General features: G+C 67.8%; 18 protein-coding genes. 13 read left to right on the top strand and 5 right to left on the bottom strand.

What is annotated here, in order from left to right:
- Nucleotides 1–55: 55 nt before the first annotated feature.
- The 9 genes from VLK61_RS20470 to VLK61_RS20430 all read left to right on the top strand — a co-directional run bounded on the left by VLK61_RS20470 (nt 56) and on the right by VLK61_RS20430 (nt 9,334).
- A complete protein-coding gene (locus VLK61_RS20470) occupies nt 56–1,501 on the top strand; it encodes an FAD-binding oxidoreductase (RefSeq protein WP_325423479.1) in 1,446 nt (481 codons plus the stop codon).
- Entirely contained in the window at nt 1,502–2,005 is a 504-nt protein-coding gene (locus VLK61_RS20465) for a TRAP transporter small permease (protein ID WP_325423478.1), read from the top strand. It begins immediately after the preceding gene.
- Entirely contained in the window at nt 2,002–3,279 is a 1,278-nt protein-coding gene (locus VLK61_RS20460) for a TRAP transporter large permease (RefSeq protein ID WP_325423477.1), read from the top strand. Before VLK61_RS20465 ends, VLK61_RS20460 begins: the two co-directional genes overlap by 4 nt.
- A gap of 79 nt (nt 3,280–3,358) precedes the next feature.
- Nucleotides 3,359–4,366: a TRAP transporter substrate-binding protein gene (locus tag VLK61_RS20455; protein WP_325423476.1), complete on the top strand. Its 1,008-nt coding sequence runs from the start codon at nt 3,359–3,361 to the stop codon at nt 4,364–4,366.
- Between the two features lie 19 nt (nt 4,367–4,385).
- Nucleotides 4,386–5,195 carry an SDR family NAD(P)-dependent oxidoreductase gene (locus VLK61_RS20450; protein ID WP_325423475.1) on the top strand — a complete coding sequence of 270 codons (810 nt, stop codon included), beginning with the start codon at nt 4,386–4,388 and terminating at the stop codon, nt 5,193–5,195.
- Between the two features lie 2 nt (nt 5,196–5,197).
- On the top strand, nt 5,198–6,061 hold the full coding sequence (locus tag VLK61_RS20445; RefSeq protein WP_325423474.1) for an isocitrate lyase/PEP mutase family protein: 864 nt from the start codon (nt 5,198–5,200) through the stop codon (nt 6,059–6,061).
- A gap of 49 nt (nt 6,062–6,110) precedes the next feature.
- On the top strand, nt 6,111–7,031 hold the full coding sequence (locus tag VLK61_RS20440) for a dihydrodipicolinate synthase family protein (RefSeq protein WP_325423473.1): 921 nt from the start codon (nt 6,111–6,113) through the stop codon (nt 7,029–7,031).
- 75 nt (nt 7,032–7,106) lie between these two features.
- Nucleotides 7,107–8,546 carry an NfeD family protein gene (locus VLK61_RS20435; RefSeq protein ID WP_325423472.1) on the top strand — a complete coding sequence of 480 codons (1,440 nt, stop codon included), beginning with the start codon at nt 7,107–7,109 and terminating at the stop codon, nt 8,544–8,546.
- Nucleotides 8,543–9,334 carry a slipin family protein gene (locus tag VLK61_RS20430; protein ID WP_325423471.1) on the top strand — a complete coding sequence of 264 codons (792 nt, stop codon included), beginning with the start codon at nt 8,543–8,545 and terminating at the stop codon, nt 9,332–9,334. The genes VLK61_RS20435 and VLK61_RS20430 overlap by 4 nt, the downstream gene beginning before the upstream one ends.
- Nucleotides 9,335–9,365: 31 nt before the next feature.
- On the opposite strand, the gene VLK61_RS20425 is transcribed toward VLK61_RS20430, so the two are convergent.
- The 4 genes from VLK61_RS20425 to VLK61_RS20410 all read right to left on the bottom strand — a co-directional run bounded on the left by VLK61_RS20425 (nt 9,366) and on the right by VLK61_RS20410 (nt 12,106).
- Nucleotides 9,366–9,845 (bottom strand): VOC family protein, encoded by a 480-nt coding sequence (locus tag VLK61_RS20425; protein WP_325423470.1) that lies wholly within the window; start codon nt 9,843–9,845, stop codon nt 9,366–9,368.
- A 499-nt stretch (nt 9,846–10,344) separates the two neighbouring features.
- Complete coding sequence (locus VLK61_RS20420) at nt 10,345–11,004, bottom strand: hypothetical protein (RefSeq protein WP_325423469.1); 660 nt, start codon at nt 11,002–11,004, stop codon at nt 10,345–10,347.
- A gap of 240 nt (nt 11,005–11,244) precedes the next feature.
- Complete coding sequence (locus VLK61_RS20415) at nt 11,245–11,697, bottom strand: cupin domain-containing protein (RefSeq protein ID WP_325423468.1); 453 nt, start codon at nt 11,695–11,697, stop codon at nt 11,245–11,247.
- 10 nt (nt 11,698–11,707) lie between these two features.
- The gene (locus tag VLK61_RS20410; protein WP_325423467.1) at nt 11,708–12,106 is read right to left on the bottom strand and encodes a tautomerase family protein; all 399 of its coding nucleotides are present in this window, start codon (nt 12,104–12,106) and stop codon (nt 11,708–11,710) included.
- A gap of 141 nt (nt 12,107–12,247) precedes the next feature.
- On the opposite strand from VLK61_RS20410, the gene VLK61_RS20405 reads away from it, so the two are divergent.
- Nucleotides 12,248–13,168: a LysR family transcriptional regulator gene (locus VLK61_RS20405; protein ID WP_325423466.1), complete on the top strand. Its 921-nt coding sequence runs from the start codon at nt 12,248–12,250 to the stop codon at nt 13,166–13,168.
- Between the two features lie 131 nt (nt 13,169–13,299).
- Here the strand turns inward: VLK61_RS20405 and VLK61_RS20400 are convergent, their stop codons facing one another.
- Nucleotides 13,300–14,229, bottom strand: a complete 930-nt coding sequence (locus VLK61_RS20400) for a LysR substrate-binding domain-containing protein (protein WP_325423465.1) — start codon at nt 14,227–14,229, stop codon at nt 13,300–13,302.
- Between the two features lie 109 nt (nt 14,230–14,338).
- Here VLK61_RS20400 and VLK61_RS20395 point away from each other — a divergent pair, with 109 nt between their 5' ends.
- From VLK61_RS20395 to VLK61_RS20385, 3 genes are all read left to right on the top strand, one after another.
- Nucleotides 14,339–15,805 (top strand): form I ribulose bisphosphate carboxylase large subunit, encoded by a 1,467-nt coding sequence (locus tag VLK61_RS20395; protein ID WP_325423464.1) that lies wholly within the window; start codon nt 14,339–14,341, stop codon nt 15,803–15,805.
- Between the two features lie 23 nt (nt 15,806–15,828).
- A complete protein-coding gene (locus tag VLK61_RS20390; RefSeq protein WP_325423463.1) occupies nt 15,829–16,269 on the top strand; it encodes a ribulose bisphosphate carboxylase small subunit in 441 nt (146 codons plus the stop codon).
- A 36-nt stretch (nt 16,270–16,305) separates the two neighbouring features.
- The coding region (locus VLK61_RS20385; protein WP_325423462.1) for an AAA family ATPase at nt 16,306–16,985 on the top strand (680 nt) is incomplete at its 3' end.

Genomic DNA, 16,985 nt, shown 5'->3' with positions numbered 1-16,985 from the left:
ACCTTACATACAAGACAATCCTACTCGCTCCTTTGATTGCGCCAAGCGCCCTGTCATGTCGTCCTTTGTCGAAGCCCCAGCGACCCACTCGCCCGCCACCCAGCCTGCCGCCTCGGCCATCGCCGCGCTGCGGGCACTGCGCGATGAACTCGGCGAGACCGCCGTGCTGATCGGCGACGCGGTGCCGGAGCGCAACTGCAACGACTGGAGCACGCAGCCGCCGCAACGCCCGCTGGCGGTCGTGCGCCCGGTCGACGCGGCCGGTGTCTCGGCGGCGCTGAAGGCCTGCCGCGCCGCCGGCCTGGCGGTGGTGCCGCAGGGCGGCTTGACCGGGCTGTGCGGCGGCGCCCGTCCCGAGCCCGGCTGGGTGGTGATCTCGCTGGAGCGCATGGTGGGCGTCGAAGAGATCGATGCCGACGCCTGCACGATGACCGTGCGCGCCGGCACGCCGCTCGAATCGGTGCAGCGCGCCGCCGCCGATGCCGGCCTGTACTTCGCGCTGGACCTGGGATCGCGCGGCTCCTGCGCGATCGGCGGCAACCTCAGCACCAACGCCGGCGGCAACCGCGTCATTCGCTACGGCATGGCGCGTGAACTGGTGCTGGGCCTGGAATGGGTGCTGCCGGACGGCACTGTGGTCACCAGCCTCAACAAGATGCTGAAGAACAACGCCGGCTACGACCTCAAGCACCTGTTCATCGGCAGCGAAGGCACGCTGGGCATCATCACCCGCATCGTGCTGCGCCTGCACTCGCAGCCCGGCTGCACGATGTCCGCGCTGTGCGCGCTGCCCGACTACAACAGCGTCAAGCGCCTGCTCGGCGCGGCGCGGCGCGGCCTGGGGCCCCTGCTATCGGCCTTCGAGGTGATGTGGCCCGACTACTGGCAGGTGGTGACCGAGCGCGTCGGCGTGCGCTCGCCGGTCACCGGTGGCCACGGCCATTACGTGCTAGTGGAAGCGCAGGGCACCGACGCCACGATCGACGGTCCGCGCTTCCAGCAGTGGCTGGAAGCCCTGCTGGACGAGGGCCTGCTGAGTGACGCCGCGGTGGCCCAGTCGCTGGCCGATACGCAGGCCTTCTGGGGCCTGCGTGACGCCTGCGCGGAGTTCTTCTCGGCGCTGGGCCCGCACATCAGTTACGACGTCGGCCTGGCGGTGCGCGACATGCATGCCTTCGCCACCCGCTGCAAGGCGGCGCTGGCCGCGGCCATTCCGGGCTGCGACAGCGTCTACTACGGCCACATCGGCGACGGCAACCTGCACCTGGTGAGCTGGGTGCCCGGCCTGTCGGTCGAGCAGCAGCCCAAGCGCGCGATGGACGAGGTCATCTACGGCCTGGTGCGCGACTTCAAGGGCAGCATCTCGGCCGAACATGGCATCGGCACGACCAAGAAGCCCTACCTGGGCCACGCCCGCTCGCCGGAAGAGATCGCGCTGATGCGCACTCTGAAGGCGGCGCTGGACCCGCTGGGCCTGCTCAACCCCGGCAAGGTGATCTGAATGCGCCTGGCCATCAAGCTCATCGAGGCCCTGCTGGTCGCGCTGCTTTTGGCCATGGTGCTGATGGTGTTCGGCAACGTCGTGCTGCGCTATGCCTTCAACTCCGGCATCTCGGTGTCGGAAGAACTGTCGCGCTTCTGCTTCGTCTGGCTGACCTTCATCGGCGCGGTGCTGGCCGCCTACGAAGGGGCCCACCTGGGCGTGGACATGCTGGTGGCGCGGCTGCCGCGGCGCGGCCGCATTGTCTGCCTGCTGGTCTGCGAAGGCTTGACCTTGATGGTCTGCGCGATGCTGTTCTGGGGCACCTGGCGCCAGCACGAGATCAATGCCACCAATGCCGCGCCGATCACCGGCATCCCGATGAGCTGGATCTTCGGCCTGGGCTATTTCACCGCACTGGGCATTGCCGCGATCGCGCTGGTCAAGCTCTGGCGCCTGGTCAGCGGCCGCCTCAGCGACGCCGAGCTGATCGACGTGCGTGAGAACGAGGAGCTCCTGACGTGACCACCCTCGTCTTCACCGTCTCGCTGCTGGGTGCGATGGCGTTCGGCGTGCCGGTGGCCATCGCGCTGCTGGTCAGCGCCGCCGCGCTGATGGTCTCGCAAGGGCAGATCGACACCACGATCCTGGCGCAGAAGCTGATCGAGGGCGCCGACAGCTTCCCGCTGCTGGCGATTCCCTTCTTCATCCTGGCCGGCGAACTGATGAACACCGGTGGCCTGTCCAAGCGCATCGTCGATTTCGCGCTGGCCTGGGTCGGCCACATCCGCGGCGGGCTGGGCCTGGTGGCCATCTTCGCCACGGTGGTGATGTCGGCGATCTCGGGCAGCGCCGCGGCCGACACCGCCGCGGTGGCCACGCTGCTGATCCCGATGATGCGCCGCGCCGGCTACGACGTGCCGCGCTCCTCGGGGCTGATCGCCGCGGCGGGCGTGCTGGGGCCGGTGATCCCGCCGTCGATCGCGATGATCGTGTTCGGCGTGATCGCCAACGTGTCGATCGGCAAGCTGCTGCTGGCCGGCGTGTTCCCCGGCCTGATGATTGCCTTTGCGCTGGTCATCGCCTGGCTGTGGGTGGTGCGCAAGGACAAGGTGCAGGCCCTGCCGCGCCAGCCGCTGGCGCAGCGCCTGCGCGCCGGGGTCGACGGTGTCTGGGCCCTGCTGATGCCGCTGGGCATCATCGGCGGGCTGAAGTTCGGCATCTTCACGCCCACCGAGGCCGGCGTGGCGGCCTGCGTCTACGCCTTCGTGATCGGCGCTTTCGTCTACCGCGAACTGCCCTTCAAAGCCGTCTACGGCCTGTTCGTCTCGGCAGCCAAGACGACGGCGGTGGTGGTGTTCATGATCGCCGCGGCCCTGGTCTCGGCCTTCCTGATCACCACCAGCGAAGTGCCGCAGCAGGTGGCCGCGATGCTGCAGCCCTTCATCGACCGGCCGATCCTGCTGATGGCCGTGATCATGCTGCTGATCGTCGTCATCGGCACCGCACTCGACTTCGCACCGACGCTGATGATCCTGACCCCGGTGCTGATGCCGGTCATCAAGCAGGCCGGCATCGACCCGGTGTACTTCGGCGTGCTGTTCATCATCAACAACTCGATCGGCCTGATCACGCCGCCGGTGGGCATCGTGCTCAACGTCGTCTGCGGCATCTCGAAGATCTCGATGGGCGAACTGATGAAGGGCCTGTGGCCCTTCCTGATTGCCGAACTGATCGTGCTGTTCCTGCTCGTGCTGTTCCCCGCGCTGGTGATGGTGCCGCTTCGGTGGTTGACATGACCCCCCCGAAGCGCCTGCTCGACGGGGCGGCGGCCAGCGGGATTCTTCCGTTCACTCACGACGACTCAAGGAGACTCTGATGCATTCCTTCCGACTTCTGGCCGCGGCAGCCGCCTTCGCACTGCTGGGCGCCGGCACCGTGCAAGCCCAGTTCCTGGAGCGCAACCTGCGCGTCTCCAACGGCGTGAGCAAGGAACACCCGATGGGCAATGGCCTGGCCAAGATGGGCGAGTGCACGCTGGCCAAGAGCGGCGGAAAACTGAAGATCACGCCCTACTGGGACGGCTCGCTGGGCAACGACCTGACGGCCACGCAGAGCGTGCGCACCGGCCAGATCGAGATGGTGCTGACCAGCACAGCGCCGCTGGTGGGCATCCTGCCCGAGCTGGGTGTGTTCGACCTGCCTTTCCTGTTCAACAACGAGAAAGAGGCCGACCAGCTGCTCGACGGCAAGGTCGGCGACTGGTTCGCGGCCAAGTTGCCGGCCGTGGGCGTGGTCAACCTGGCCTGGTGGGAGAACGGCTTCCGTCACACCACCAACTCCAAGCGCCCGATCACCAGGGTCGAGGACTTCGAGGGCGTGAAGATGCGCGTGATGCAGAACAACATCTTCATCGACACCTTCAAGACCCTGGGCAGCAATGCGGTGCCGATGGCCTTCTCCGAGGTCTACTCGGCTTTGGAGACCAAGACGGTGGACGGCCAGGAGAACCCGTACACGAACATCGAGAACATGAAGTTCTACGAGGTGCAGAAGTACCTGACGCTGACCAAGCATGCCTACAGCCCGACGCTGGTGCTGCTGTCCAGGAAGGCCTGGGACACGATGTCGACTCAGGAGCAGGCCACCTTGAAGGAATGCGCCGCCGTGGGGCGCGAGGAGCAGCGCAAGGTCAACCGCGCCAAGGGCGAGCAGAGCGTGGCCAACCTGCGCAGCAAGGGCATGCAGGTCAACGAGATCAGCCCGCCCGAAATGAGTCGCATCCGGGCCAAGACCGCGGTGATCCAGGAGCACCACGGCAAGACCATCGGCGCGGAGGCGATCAGCCTGGTGTTCGGCGAGCTGAAGCGCATCCGGGGCAACTGAGGTGCCGGCGGATCCGCGCATGCCCGGCTTGACCGGTCTGGTGGTCGCCATCACCGGCGCCGGCCAGGGCATCGGCCGCGGCCTGGCCCAGGCCTTCGCGGCGCAGGGCGCGCGGCTGGTGCTGAGCGACATCGACGGCCCCGCCGCCGAGGCCACCGCCGCCGCGCTGCGTGCCGCCGATGCCGAGGCCATGGCCCTGCGCGTGGACGTGCGCAACGCCGACGAAGCTGCGGCGCAGGTGGCCACCGCCGTGCGGCACTTCGGCCGGCTGGACGTGATGCTGTGCAACGCCGGCATCATGCAGCTCAAGCCCTTGCTGGAGCTGGACGCCGCCGACTGGGACCGCATGCTGGGCGTCAATGTCACCGGCAGCTTTCTGACGCTGCAGGCCGCCGCCCGGCAGATGCTGAGCCAATCGCCGCTGGCCGAGGGCCGGCCGCGGGGCAAGGTGATCCAGATCGCCTCCATCGCCGGCCGCCCCGGCGCGGCCGCCATCGCCAGCGTCATTGCGCCTTATCGCGCCAGCAAGGCGGCGGTGATCAGCCTGACGCAATCGGCCGCCATCACGCTGGCGCCGCACATCACCGTCAATGCCATCTGCCCCGGCCTGGTCGACACCGACATGTGGCGCGCGATGGACCGCGACTGGACCGCGCTGCAAGGCCTGCCGCAGGGCGAGGCCTGGCGCCAGCGCGTGGCCGGTGTGCCCATGGGCCGGCCGCAGACACCGCAGGACGTGGCCGGGCTGGCGCTGTTCCTGGCCTCGCCCGCCGCCGATTACATGACCGGCCAGTCGATCAACATCGACGGCGGCCTGATGATGAGCTGACCATGGACCGGCATCCGGCAAGCCAGCTGAACGCCTTGCTCGCCAGCGGCCGCATCGTGCGTGCGCCCGGCGCCTACGACAGCCTGTCGGCCCGGCTGGTGCAGCAGGCCGGCTTCGAGGCGGTCTACATGACCGGCTTCGGCGCCACCGCGTCCCGTCTCGGCCAACCAGACATCGGCCTGCTGACCCAGACCGAGATGTGCGGCCATGCGCGCGACATGGTGCGCGCCACGGCATTGCCGGTGATTGCCGATGCCGACACCGGCTACGGCGGGCCGTCCAACATCGAGCGCACGGTGCATGAATACATCCAGGCCGGCGTCGCCGCGATCCACCTGGAAGACCAGGTGGCACCCAAGCGCTGCGGCCAGATGGCCGGCATCCGGCTGATCGATGCTGCCGAGAATGCCCGCCGCCTGCGCTGCGCGCTGGCCGCCCGGGGCAGCGACCCGCTGCTGATCATCGGCCGCACCGACGCGCTGCCCGCCGTGGGCATGGCCGAGGCGCTGGGCCGTGCCCGGCGCTACCAGGACGCCGGCGTGAACCTGGTCTTCGTCGACGGCATCAAGACGATCGCCGAGGTCGAGGCGGTCGCGCGCGGGCTGCCCGGTCCCAAGATCGTCTCCATCGTCGACGGCAACGAGACCACCGCGCTGAGCGCCGCCGACCTGGAGGCCATGGGCTTTGCCGTGGTGCTGTACGCGGTGACCGCGCTGTTCAGCGCCGCGTTGGCGGTGCAGCAGGCGCTGGCCAGCTTGCAGGCCACCGGCACGCCGCGCGAGGTGCCGGCGATCAGCTACGCCGAGTTCGGCCGCGTCGTGGGCCTGCCAGATCACCAGTCGCTGGACGAGCGTTTTGGTGCCTAGACCTTCTTGACCTTCCGTGTCCCCCGACCGACAACCCCACCCCACCACCATGACTGCTGAATCCGTGCCCTACACCGGCCTCTGGCCCGCGATGCTGACGCCGCTGGATGCGACGCTGGCCATCGACATCCCGACCTTCGCCGCCCATGCCCGCGCGCTGCTGGCCGCCGGCTGCACGGGGGTGACGCCCTTCGGCACCACCGGCGAAGGCCCGTCCTTCACCGTGGCCGAGCGCCAGGTGGCGCTGGACGGGCTGATCGCCGGCGGCGTGCCGGCCGCTCGCATCCTGGTGTCGACCAGCTGCGCGGCCTTGCCCGACACCGTGGCCTTGACGCGGCATGCGGTGCAGGCCGGCGCACAGGGCTGCCTGGTGCTGCCGCCGTTCTTCCTGAAGGGTGTGCCCGACCAGGGCGTCGTCGATTTCTACAGCCAGCTGGTGGCCCAGGTGGCCGACGAGCGCCTGCGCATCGTGCTGTACCACATCCCCCAGGTCTCGGGCGTTGCGCTCAGCCCGGCCGTCATCGGCTCGCTGCTGCAGCGGTTTCCCGGCAGCTTCATCGGCTTGAAGGACAGCGGTTGCCAGCGCGAGCAGTCACTGGCCTTCGCCCAGGCCTTCATGCCGCCGCTGCAGGTGTGGGTCGGCAACGAGCCCGACCTGCAGACCCTGGCCGCGCGCGGCGCACGCGGCGCCGTCAGCGGCGTCGGCAACATCGCACCGAAGCTGGTGCAGCGGCTGCTGCAGGGGCCGGAGGCGCCCGGCGCCGCCGCGTCCCAGCAACAGATGCTGGCGCTGCTGGACATCCTGGGCGGTTATGGCCTGACGGCCGCCTTCAAGAGCACGATGGCGCTGCTGAGCGGAAACGAGGGCTGGCGCCGCGTGCGTGCGCCGCTGGTGGCGCTGGACGATGCGGCGCACCAGCGGCTGGCGGCGCAGTGGCAGGCATTCGGGCTGGACCGACTACAGAACTGAGCGCTGGCGGCAGCTGCCGCGGAGGTGTACGCTGCCCGGCAGGGGCGCCGCAGGGCGCCTTCGGCTGGAGTGCCCATGACATCCCGCGCCTGCCTGGCCCTGGCCGCCGCGCTGCTGGCGGTGCTGGTCAGTGCTGCGCAGACGCCCGCCGTGGGTCCGGGCGGCCCCAGCCCGAGCGGCGTGGCCCCGGTGTTCGTGCTGGAGATCCAGGGCGCCATCGGCCCGGCCACCGCGGATCACGTCCAGCGTTCGCTGGAGCGTGCGGCACAGCAGCACGCCCAGCTGGTGGTGTTGCGCATGGACACGCCGGGCGGGCTGGACACGGCGATGCGCAGCATCGTCAAGGACATCCTCGCGGCACCAATGCCGGTGGCCGGCTTCGTCGCGCCGCAGGGCGCGCGTGCGGCCAGTGCCGGCACCTACATCCTCTACGCCACGCACATCGCGGCGATGGCGCCGGCCACCAATCTCGGCGCGGCGACGCCCATCGCCATCGGCCTGCCGACGCCCGGCCGCGGCGCCGAGGCGCCGGACCGGCCGGCCAGCGGCGCTTCGGCCGCCGAAGCAGGCCAGGGCGGTGCACTGGCCGCCAAACGCGTGAATGACGCGGCCGCCTACATCCGCGGCCTGGCCCAGTCGCGCGGGCGCGACGCGGTCTGGGCCGAGCAGGCCGTGCGCGAGGCGGTGAGCCTGTCGGCGCAGGAAGCCCTGGCGCGCAAAGTGATCGACCTGATCGCCGTCGACGTGGCCGACCTGCTGCGCCAGCTCGACGGCCGCGTGGTGGCGCTCGGGGATGCGCGCGCGGGCAGCGTCACGCTGACCACCGCGCAGGCGCCGGTGGTGACCGTGCAGCCCGATTGGCGCGGCCGGCTGCTGGCGGTGATCAGCGACCCGAGCCTGGCGCTGGTGTTGATGATGCTCGGCGTCTACGGCCTGCTGTTCGAGTTCATGAACCCGGGCTTCGTGGCGCCCGGCGTCATTGGTGGTGTGTGCCTGCTGCTGGCGATGTGGGGGCTGCAGATGCTGCCGATCAGCTACGCCGGCCTGGCGCTGATCCTGCTCGGCGTCGCTTTCTTCGTGGCCGAGGCCTTCGTGCCCAGTTACGGCGTGCTGGGCCTGGGCGGCATCGCCGCCTTTGCCTTCGGGGCACTGCTGCTGATCGACAGCGATGTGCCGGGCCTGCGCATCCCGCTGCCGCTGATCATCGGCGTGACCGGTGCGTCGGCCGCGGCGGTGATCGGCCTGGCCGGGATGGCGGCCCGGGCGCGGCGGCAACCGCTGGTCGGCGGTGACACGCGTTTGCTCGGCGCCGCGGGCGAGGTGCTGGAGTTCTCCGGCGCCGAGGGCTGGGCCGCCGTCGACGGTGAACGCTGGCATGTGCGCGCGGACCAGGCGCTGCAGCCCGGCCAGCGCGTGCGCGTCACGCGCGTCGACGGCCTCACGCTCGAGGTCAGCCCACTGGCCGATGCCAACACCCCCAATACCCTCAACACTCTTCCAGGAGCGCCGCGATGAGTGTGCTGTTCAGCTTGGGTCCCGTTCTCCTGCTGCTGGCGTTGCTGGCCGCCAGTTCGCTGCGCATCCTGCGCGAATACGAGCGCGGCGTGGTGTTCCAGCTCGGGCGCTTCTGGCGCGTCAAGGGCCCGGGCCTGGTGATCCTGATTCCCGGCATCCAGCAGATGGTGCGCATCGACCTGCGCATCGTGGTGATGGACGTGCCGAGCCAGGACGTGATCTCGCGCGACAACGTGACGCTGAAGGTCAACGCGGTGCTGTACTTCCGCGTCGTCGACCCGCAGCGCGCGGTGATCCAGGTCGAGCAGTTCCTTGCCGCCACCAGCCAGCTGGCGCAGACCACCTTGCGCGCAGTGCTCGGCAAGCACACGCTGGACGAGATGCTGTCCGAGCGCGAGCGGCTGAACCTGGACCTGCAGAAGATCCTCGACAGCCAGACCGATGCCTGGGGCATCAAGGTCACCAACGTCGAGATCAAGCATGTCGACTTGAACGACAGCATGATCCGCGCCATCGCCCGCCAGGCCGAGGCCGAGCGTGAACGGCGTGCCAAGGTGATCCACGCCGAGGGCGAGTTGCAGTCGTCCGAAAAGCTGGCGCAGGCCGCCGAGGTGCTGGCGCGGCAGCCGCTGGCGATCCAGCTGCGCTACCTGGAAACCTTGACGGTGATCGCCGCCGACAAGAACTCGACCATCGTTTTCCCGCTGCCGATGGACATCGTGGCGCCGCTGCTGGAGGCGGTGAAACGTGGTGCGCCGCAAACGCCAGCGCCGGCGCCGGCGCCATGACGGCGAGGGTCTTATACGCCCAAAGTGAGCGTCAGCCGCGCCGGGCCGATTCGATGGCAGCGATGTCGATCTTTCTCATCTCCATCATGGCTTCGAACGCGCGCTTGGCCGCCGCGCGATCAGGATCGGCAATCGCGGCAATCAGGGCCCGCGGCGTGATCTGCCACGACAGGCCCCACTTGTCCTTGCACCAGCCGCAGGCGCTTTCCTGACCGCCGTTTCCGACAATCGCGCTCCACAGGCGGTCGGTTTCGGCCTGGTCGTCGGTCGCCACCTGGAACGAGAAAGCTTCGTTGTGCTTGAACGCCGGGCCGCCGTTCAGGCCGAGACAGGGGATGCCCATCACCGTGAACTCGACCGTCAACACATCGCCCTCCTTGCCGGAGGGATAGTCGCCCGGCGCGCGATGCACAACTCCCACCGCGCTGTCCGGGAAGGTCTCGGCGTAGAACTTCGCGGCGTTCAACGCGGTGCCGTCGTACCAGAGACAAATCGTGTTCTTGCTGACCATTTGCGTTCTCCAATGGATGAGAGAGACGTGCATTCGAGCCGCACAGGCTGCCAAGGTCCGGGCAATCTGCGATCCTGGGGCTGGGGTGGCGGGCCCGCGAGACAGTCTGACACGACTCCGGCGCGCACGGCGGCTGCAGGCCGGGTCCTGAGTTCAATCCCGGCTTGTCTCGGCGGCCGTTGCGGAGCAGTATTCACAGGTTCGGTTCGGATGCGAAGGGAAGCCATGATGACCCTCGTACATGCCGCCGTCGGGGCCTGCTGCGCCGCCCTTGCGTCCACCGCCGCCGCGGGTGCGATTCGCTTCGATCCGGCGCCGGCCTCGTGACGATCCCGTCGGTCCGCGTTGGCGCGGAGACCCACGTCGATGTTCGCCTGCAGCCTGTCGAGACGCTCGCCGGCCGGAATGGATCGACGCAAAGCGATCGTCTCACGGTAGAGCTGCAGTCGAGGCGCTCACAGCGACTTGAGCACGCGTGCCGCTGAGCTTCTCACCTTTTTCAGTCGGCCGCGAAGCAATAGAACAAGCCGTCGCCGCCTTCTTGGCGTAGTAGCCATTGGCTGCAACCGCGCGACATGCGCGATGAGTTCCACGACTTTTGGTGCCTATCGCCCCCCGAACGATCATGGCGGCCCACTACAGCGGCACCCTCGTTCTCGCTGCGGGTCCAATTGCCGCAGGTCGTGTCTGATTGACCATCGAAGGCGCGCCCCTCGGGTGTCGAGCCAGTGAGGATGTTGCGCCGATTCGGCGTGTCGCCATAGCCTGGCACCACGTCGCCCTTCTCGGTCAATGCGGTCTCCTTGTTCAGCGAATTTTCGCCATGCAATTGCTCAAGGTCCTTTGCGATCACTTGACCCTTCGCGTTTTGCCACGGTCCCGTTCCGATTCGCTCGCGCGCATGCAAAGCTGGCGCACCTGCGCTGGCGGTTGTGCTGAGGTAGGCACGCCAAGTGCGCGACCCGGCTCCTGCCGTCTTTGCCAACGCTTGGCAATGCTTGTCGGCACCGGCAAGACCGCCGAGATCGGCCCCATTGCCAAGTCCGTTGCTGGTGATGAAGAACGACATTCCATTGCCCTGCGCCGCAGCAGCGAGGGTCGCAGCCGACAGCAGCGAGAGCGACGCCCTTGCTGATCGTCTGGCCCAACTGTGCTTCATGGCGCCTCCGAATCGTCCGGGACGAATCCTACGCCGCCTGCCCGAAAGTCGTTTGTCACGAATGCCTGCTACTGGCAGGTTGTGATTGCCGTGAGTGTCAGCTGAGGGCATCCTCAAGTTTGACGACGGCAATGCGGCGCCGAACAGCCTTTTTAAACGAGCCATGAGCCCGGATCGGCCTCACCGCGGCTGCGCTACCACTGCTTCCGGGCGCGTGCTGGCGCTCACGGCGAGGCCGGTTCAAACCAGCTCCTGCGGTCGGCTGCCGATAGCCGCACAGTGCCGGCGGTAGTCGGCGATGCGATCGGCCGTGTCGATCCGCTGCAGCACGCTGTGGTGCGCGCCGAGGTATTCGACGCTGCCTTTGACGACCACGTGCACGAGCAGCTGCTCCTTGCCGGTTGCTTCCCACCAGTCGACATTGCCGGCGGGTTCGTACACATAGTCGCCGGCGCGCAGCACCCGCCCATCGTTCAGGCGGCGTTCGCCGGCGAGGTTCAGCGCATGGACTTCGCCGATGTGGCGGTGCAGGCCCACGCGCACGCCGGGATCGAGCCGCATCAGCTCGACCCAGCCCGCGCCGTCGGGCAGGAACTGCAGCGGCAGCGACCACTTGCCCTCACCTTCGGGTATCCAGGCATCCAGTCCAGCGCGGCGCATCGCTGCGGCGACGACGAGCTTGGTGAATTCCACGGCAGTCTCCTCAAAGGCTCGGGTGCTGGTGGCGGTATTCCTGGGTCTTGCCGCCGAAGCCATAGGCGGCAGCCCGCACGTCGTGCACATGCACATAACTTTCGTGGTGCAGCGGACCCAGCAGGGCGGCAAAGGCCTCGAACGCTTCGGCCACATAGCGCGCCTTCTCGGCCTTGGTATTGGTTTCGTCGACCACCTTGACGTCGAAGTAGAAGCTGGCCAGCTTCTGTTCGGCCAAGGACTTGCCGGCGACAAACCAGTCGCGCGGGTCGACGTAGTCGATCACCACCGCGGTCAGGTCGCGCCGCTTGCCGAGCACGCGGCTGGTCAGCTCGAGCAGCATCTCGTTGATGCGTTCGGAAAGCTCCGTCGTGCGCGGCGCGCTGACCTTGACGTTGAGGATGGGCATGGCTGTTTCCTTCGCTTGCTGGGTGGTTGGTGCAATGACTGTAGGCAGCCCGGCCGCGTCCGGAAACCGTCGCTCGGCATAATCGGTTTTGCTTGCCAAGCAAAAGCAGACGCGAGGCGCCCAAGAGCAAAGGACCTTCCGATGCGAGCTTTCCTGCCCGACCCTGCCGACCTGCGCTGGCTGGTGCGCTCGCTCGAGTTGCGATCGTTCTCGGCAGCGGCTCGGGAGATGGACGTGGCGGTATCCGTCGTCTCGCGTGGTGTCGACCGCCTCGAAGGCGGCTTCGGCATCACGCTGCTGCGCCGCTCCACGCACGGCTTGTCGGCAACGCCCGAGGGCGCCGAGTTGGTGCAGGAATCGCGTGAACTCCTGGGCCGGCTCGAAGAGATAGCGACTTCGTTCGACAAGCAACGCGACCGTGTGGCCGGCGCGGTGCGGCTGGCGTCGAGCCAGGAGATCTGCGAGCAACTCATCGTGCCGCAGCTGGCCGCACTGCGTGAGCGACATCCGGCACTGCGCATCGAACTGGTGGCCGATGACCGTGTGGTGGACCTGGTGACCGACGGCATCGACGTGGCACTGCGCACGACGCTGGGCAGCAGCGATGCGGTCGTCGCCCGCGAATTGGGTTCGTTCGAGCGGCGCCTGTACGCGTCGCCGGACTACCTGCGCAGCCACGGAGAACCGGCCGAGCCGGCGGACCTGCACCGGCACCAGACGGTGACGCATACCGCGCAGGGACCGGCCGTCACGTGGGCGTTCCGCAACGCCGGGCGCAAGCTGGAGATCACCGTCAGATCGCAGCTGGCAGCCAACAGCTCGGCCCTGCTTCACCGCGCGCTCGTGGCCGGCGCCGGCATCGGGGTGCTGTCACGGCCCTTGGCTGCAGCAGATGCGGCGGATGGCAAGCTGGTCGAAGTCCTGGAGCATTTCGCTTCACGGGCGACGTACACGATGTACGCCGTCTCCTTGCCGAGCCGGCGCAACGCTTCGCGCGTGCGGGCGGTGACCGCCTTCCTGCAGGAAGCTGCGCGCAAGTGCTGGGGGCTGGCATCGCCCTGAGCCGCACCGCCGGCAAGGCGGCCCTGGTGGCCTTCGCGAGGCCGTGAATCAGCCCGGCTTCAGCTTGGCTGCGCCAGCGCGGCAGCCTCGCGTCGGAGCCTGCGCGCACGATTCAGCCCGTCCGCACCGCCTCAGCCCAGCGCCGCCTCCCCGCCAAACATCCCGGCCAGATGCACCTCCGCCCGCTCCAGCATGAAATAACGAAACGCTTCAGCGGCCGGCGACAACGCCTTGGCCGCGGCCGTCACCAGGTTCCAGCGCCGCATCAGCGGCAGGCCTTCCACCGGCGGCGTGCTGATCAGCCCGCTGCGCCATTCCAGGCCGATGGTGTGGCGTGACACCAGGCTCACGCCCAGGCCGGCCATCACCGCCTGCTTGATGGCTTCGTCGTTCGGCAGCTCCATGATGAACATCGGCTGCAGGTGCTGGGCAGACAGGTATTCCTCCAGCGCGGCGCGCGTGCCCGAGCCCTGCTCGCGCACGATGAAGCCTTCGCGGGCCAGCGCCGCCGCGGGCACGCTTTCGGCGCGCGCGAAGGGGTGGCTGGGGGCCGTCACCAGCACATGCGGGTGGGCCGCGAAGGGTTCGGCGCGGTTGGGCCATTCCTTGGGCGCGCGGCCCATCACCGACATGTCCACTTCATTGGCCTGCATCAGCGCCACCAACTGCTCGCGGTTGCCCAGGCGCAGGCGCACCGCCACCGCAGGGTGCTCGGCATGGAACTGCGCCAGCAGCTGCGGCAGGAAGTACTTCGACGAGCTGACCATGCCGATCGTCAGCAGGCCTGATTCCACGCCGGTGAAGCGCGCCATCGCGTCTTCGGCCTCCTTCAGCGTGCCCAGCAGGCGCCGCGCATAAACCACGAAGTACTCGCCCGCGGTGGACAGCGAGAGCCGGCGCCCGGTGCGGTCGAACAGCGGCAGGCCGACCTGCGACTCCAGCTCCTTGATCTGCATCGACACCGCCGGCGGCGTCAGGTGCAGCTGCTCGGCCGCGCGCTGCACGCTGCCCTGGCGCACCACCTCCGCAAACACGCGCAGCTGACGGAAGGTGATGTTCATGCTTAAGGAAAAGCTTAGGTCAAACCAAAGAAGAATTGAATTTACCTTATTTGCCTGGCTTCCTACAGTGGCTTCACCGACGCATTCATCCCCTGATCTGGAGCCCACCGTGAACCTACCCGTCGAACAAGGCGTGATCACCGATGCCAAGAAACGCTACAGCGCCGGCGTCCTGAAATACCGGCAGATGGGTTACTGGGACCCCGACTACCAGCCCAAGGACACCGATGTGCTGTGCCTGTTCCGCATCACGCCGCAAGAGGGCGTCGATGCGATCGAGGCCGCCGCGGCGGTGGCCGGTGAATCGAGCACCGCGACCTGGACGGTGGTGTGGACCGACCGGCTCACGGCCTGCGACAGCTACCGCGCCAAGGCCTACAAGGTGGAGCCGGTGCCGGGACAGCCGGGCCAATATTTCGCCTGGGTGGCCTACGACCTGATCCTCTTCGAAGAGGGCTCGATCGCCAACATGACGGCCAGCCTGATCGGCAACGTGTTTTCGTTCAAGCCGCTGAAGGCCGCGCGGCTCGAAGACATCCGCATCCCGGTGGCCTACGTCAAGACCTTCAAGGGCCCGCCGACCGGCCTGGTGGTCGAACGGGAGCGGCTGGACAAGTTCGGCCGCCCGCTGCTGGGCGCCACCACCAAGCCCAAGCTGGGCCTGTCGGGCCGCAACTACGGCCGCGTGGTCTATGAAGGCCTGAAGGGCGGGCTGGACTTCATGAAGGACGACGAGAACATCAACTCGCAGCCCTTCATGCACTGGCGCGACCGCTTTCTCTACGTGATGGACGGCGTCAACAAGGCCAGTGCCGCCACCGGCGAGGTCAAGGGCAGCTACCTGAACGTGACCGGCGCGACGATGGAAGACATCTACGAGCGCGCCGAATTCGCCAAGGAACTGGGCTCGGTGATCATCATGCTGGACCTGGTGATCGGCTGGTCGGCGATCCAGAGCATGGCCAACTGGGCGCGCAAGAACGACATGATCGTGCACATGCACCGCGCCGGCCATGGCACCTACACGCGGCAGAAGAACCACGGCGTGAGCTTCCGCGTCATCGCCAAGTGGCTGCGGCTGGCCGGCGTCGATCACCTGCACACCGGCACGGCAGTCGGCAAGCTCGAAGGCGACCCGATGACGGTGCAGGGCTACTACAACTGCTGCCGCGACAGCGTCACCAAGCAAGACCTGCCGCGCGGCCTGTTCTTCGACCAGGACTGGGCTGACCTGAAGAAGGTGATGCCGGTGGCCAGTGGCGGCATCCATGCCGGCCAGATGCACCAGTTGCTGGACCTGTTCGGCGACGACGTGATCCTGCAGTTCGGCGGCGGCACCATTGGGCATCCGGCGGGTATTCAGGCGGGCGCCGTGGCCAATCGCGTGGCGCTGGAGTGCATGGTGAAAGCGCGCAATGAAGGGCGCGACATCAAGCATGAAGGCCTCGACATCCTGCGTCAGGCTGCTCAGTTCTGCAGCCCGCTGAAGCAGGCCCTGGACACCTGGGGCGACATCACCTTCAACTACGCGTCCACCGACACCTCGGACTTTGCCGTCACGCCATCGCTGGCCTGAAGCGGCCTGAAGGAACCCCGATCATGATGACCAACCCCACCGGCCGGCTCACGCAAGGCCAGTTCAGCTTCCTGCCCGAACTCAACGACGCCGAGATCGCGCTGCAGATCGACTACGGCCTGGCCAAGGGCTATGCCTGGAGCGTGGAATACACCGACGACCCGCATCCGCGCAACACCTACTGGGAGATGTTCGGCATGCCGATGTTCGACCTGCAGGACGCCGCCGGCGTGATGCTGGAACTGAACACCTGCCGCAAGACTTTTCCGGAGCACTACATCCGGCTGATGGCCTTCGACTCGACGCGCGGTGTCGAGACCATCACGATGAGCTTCATCGTCAACCGGCCCGCCCGCGAGCCCGGCTTCAAGCTGGTGCGGCAAGAGGTGAACGGCCGCTCGATGCGTTACACCACGCACAGCTATGCCACCGACCGGCCCGAAGCCGAGCGCGGTGGCGCATGAACTGCGTCATTCTCTAACGTTCAACAGGCGCGTCTCGTGAGCACTCCGCTGTATTCGATTCCCGGTGCCTCGGCACCGGCCGCAGCCGCGGCGCCGCGGCCCGTGCCGGCCGCCGAACCGGCACGCACCGTGGCCGAGGTGCTGGCACAAAGCCAGGTCGAATCGGTGATGGACGAGCTGGACCACGACCTGGTCGGCCTGGCACCGGTGAAGACCCGCATCCGCGACATCGCCGCGCTGCTGGTGATCGACAAGCTGCGCGCCCAGCATGGCCTGGCCGCGCAGGCGCCTTCGCTGCACATGTGCTTCACCGGCAATCCCGGCACCGGAAAGACCACGGTGGCGCTGCGCATGGCGCAGATCCTGCACCGCCTGGGCTATGTGCGCAAAGGCCATGTGGTCAGCGTCACGCGTGACGACCTCGTGGGCCAGTACATCGGCCACACGGCGCCCAAGACCAAGGAGGTGCTGAAGAAGGCGATGGGCGGTGTGCTGTTCATCGACGAGGCCTACTACCTGTACCGCCCCGAGAACGAGCGCGACTACGGCCAGGAAGCCATCGAGATCCTGCTGCAGGTGATGGAGAACCAGCGCGACGACCTGGTGGTGATCCTGGCCGGCTACAAGAACCGCATGGACACCTTCTTCCAGTCCAACCCCGGCATGAGTTCGCGCATTGCGCACCACCTGGACTTTCCGGACTACAGCGCGCCCGA

Source organism: Aquabacterium sp., assembly GCF_035476535.1.
In the GTDB taxonomy this organism is placed as follows: domain Bacteria; phylum Pseudomonadota; class Gammaproteobacteria; order Burkholderiales; family Burkholderiaceae_C; genus Pseudaquabacterium.
The sequence above is the reverse complement of the archived record's forward strand: the minus strand, read 5'-3'. Positions and strand labels throughout refer to the sequence as shown.

Coding starts and splice junctions, on each gene's coding strand:
- VLK61_RS20470 (WP_325423479.1), top strand. CDS start 56: ATGTCGTCCTTTGTCGAAGCCCCAGCGACCCACTCGCCCGCCACCCAG.
- VLK61_RS20465 (WP_325423478.1), top strand. CDS start 1,502: ATGCGCCTGGCCATCAAGCTCATCGAGGCCCTGCTGGTCGCGCTGCTT.
- VLK61_RS20455 (WP_325423476.1), top strand. CDS start 3,359: ATGCATTCCTTCCGACTTCTGGCCGCGGCAGCCGCCTTCGCACTGCTG.
- VLK61_RS20450 (WP_325423475.1), top strand. CDS start 4,386: ATGCCCGGCTTGACCGGTCTGGTGGTCGCCATCACCGGCGCCGGCCAG.
- VLK61_RS20445 (WP_325423474.1), top strand. CDS start 5,198: ATGGACCGGCATCCGGCAAGCCAGCTGAACGCCTTGCTCGCCAGCGGC.
- VLK61_RS20440 (WP_325423473.1), top strand. CDS start 6,111: ATGACTGCTGAATCCGTGCCCTACACCGGCCTCTGGCCCGCGATGCTG.
- VLK61_RS20435 (WP_325423472.1), top strand. CDS start 7,107: ATGACATCCCGCGCCTGCCTGGCCCTGGCCGCCGCGCTGCTGGCGGTG.
- VLK61_RS20430 (WP_325423471.1), top strand. CDS start 8,543: ATGAGTGTGCTGTTCAGCTTGGGTCCCGTTCTCCTGCTGCTGGCGTTG.
- VLK61_RS20425 (WP_325423470.1), bottom strand. CDS start 9,845: ATGGTCAGCAAGAACACGATTTGTCTCTGGTACGACGGCACCGCGTTG.
- VLK61_RS20420 (WP_325423469.1), bottom strand. CDS start 11,004: ATGAAGCACAGTTGGGCCAGACGATCAGCAAGGGCGTCGCTCTCGCTG.
- VLK61_RS20410 (WP_325423467.1), bottom strand. CDS start 12,106: ATGCCCATCCTCAACGTCAAGGTCAGCGCGCCGCGCACGACGGAGCTT.
- VLK61_RS20405 (WP_325423466.1), top strand. CDS start 12,248: ATGCGAGCTTTCCTGCCCGACCCTGCCGACCTGCGCTGGCTGGTGCGC.
- VLK61_RS20400 (WP_325423465.1), bottom strand. CDS start 14,229: ATGAACATCACCTTCCGTCAGCTGCGCGTGTTTGCGGAGGTGGTGCGC.
- VLK61_RS20390 (WP_325423463.1), top strand. CDS start 15,829: ATGATGACCAACCCCACCGGCCGGCTCACGCAAGGCCAGTTCAGCTTC.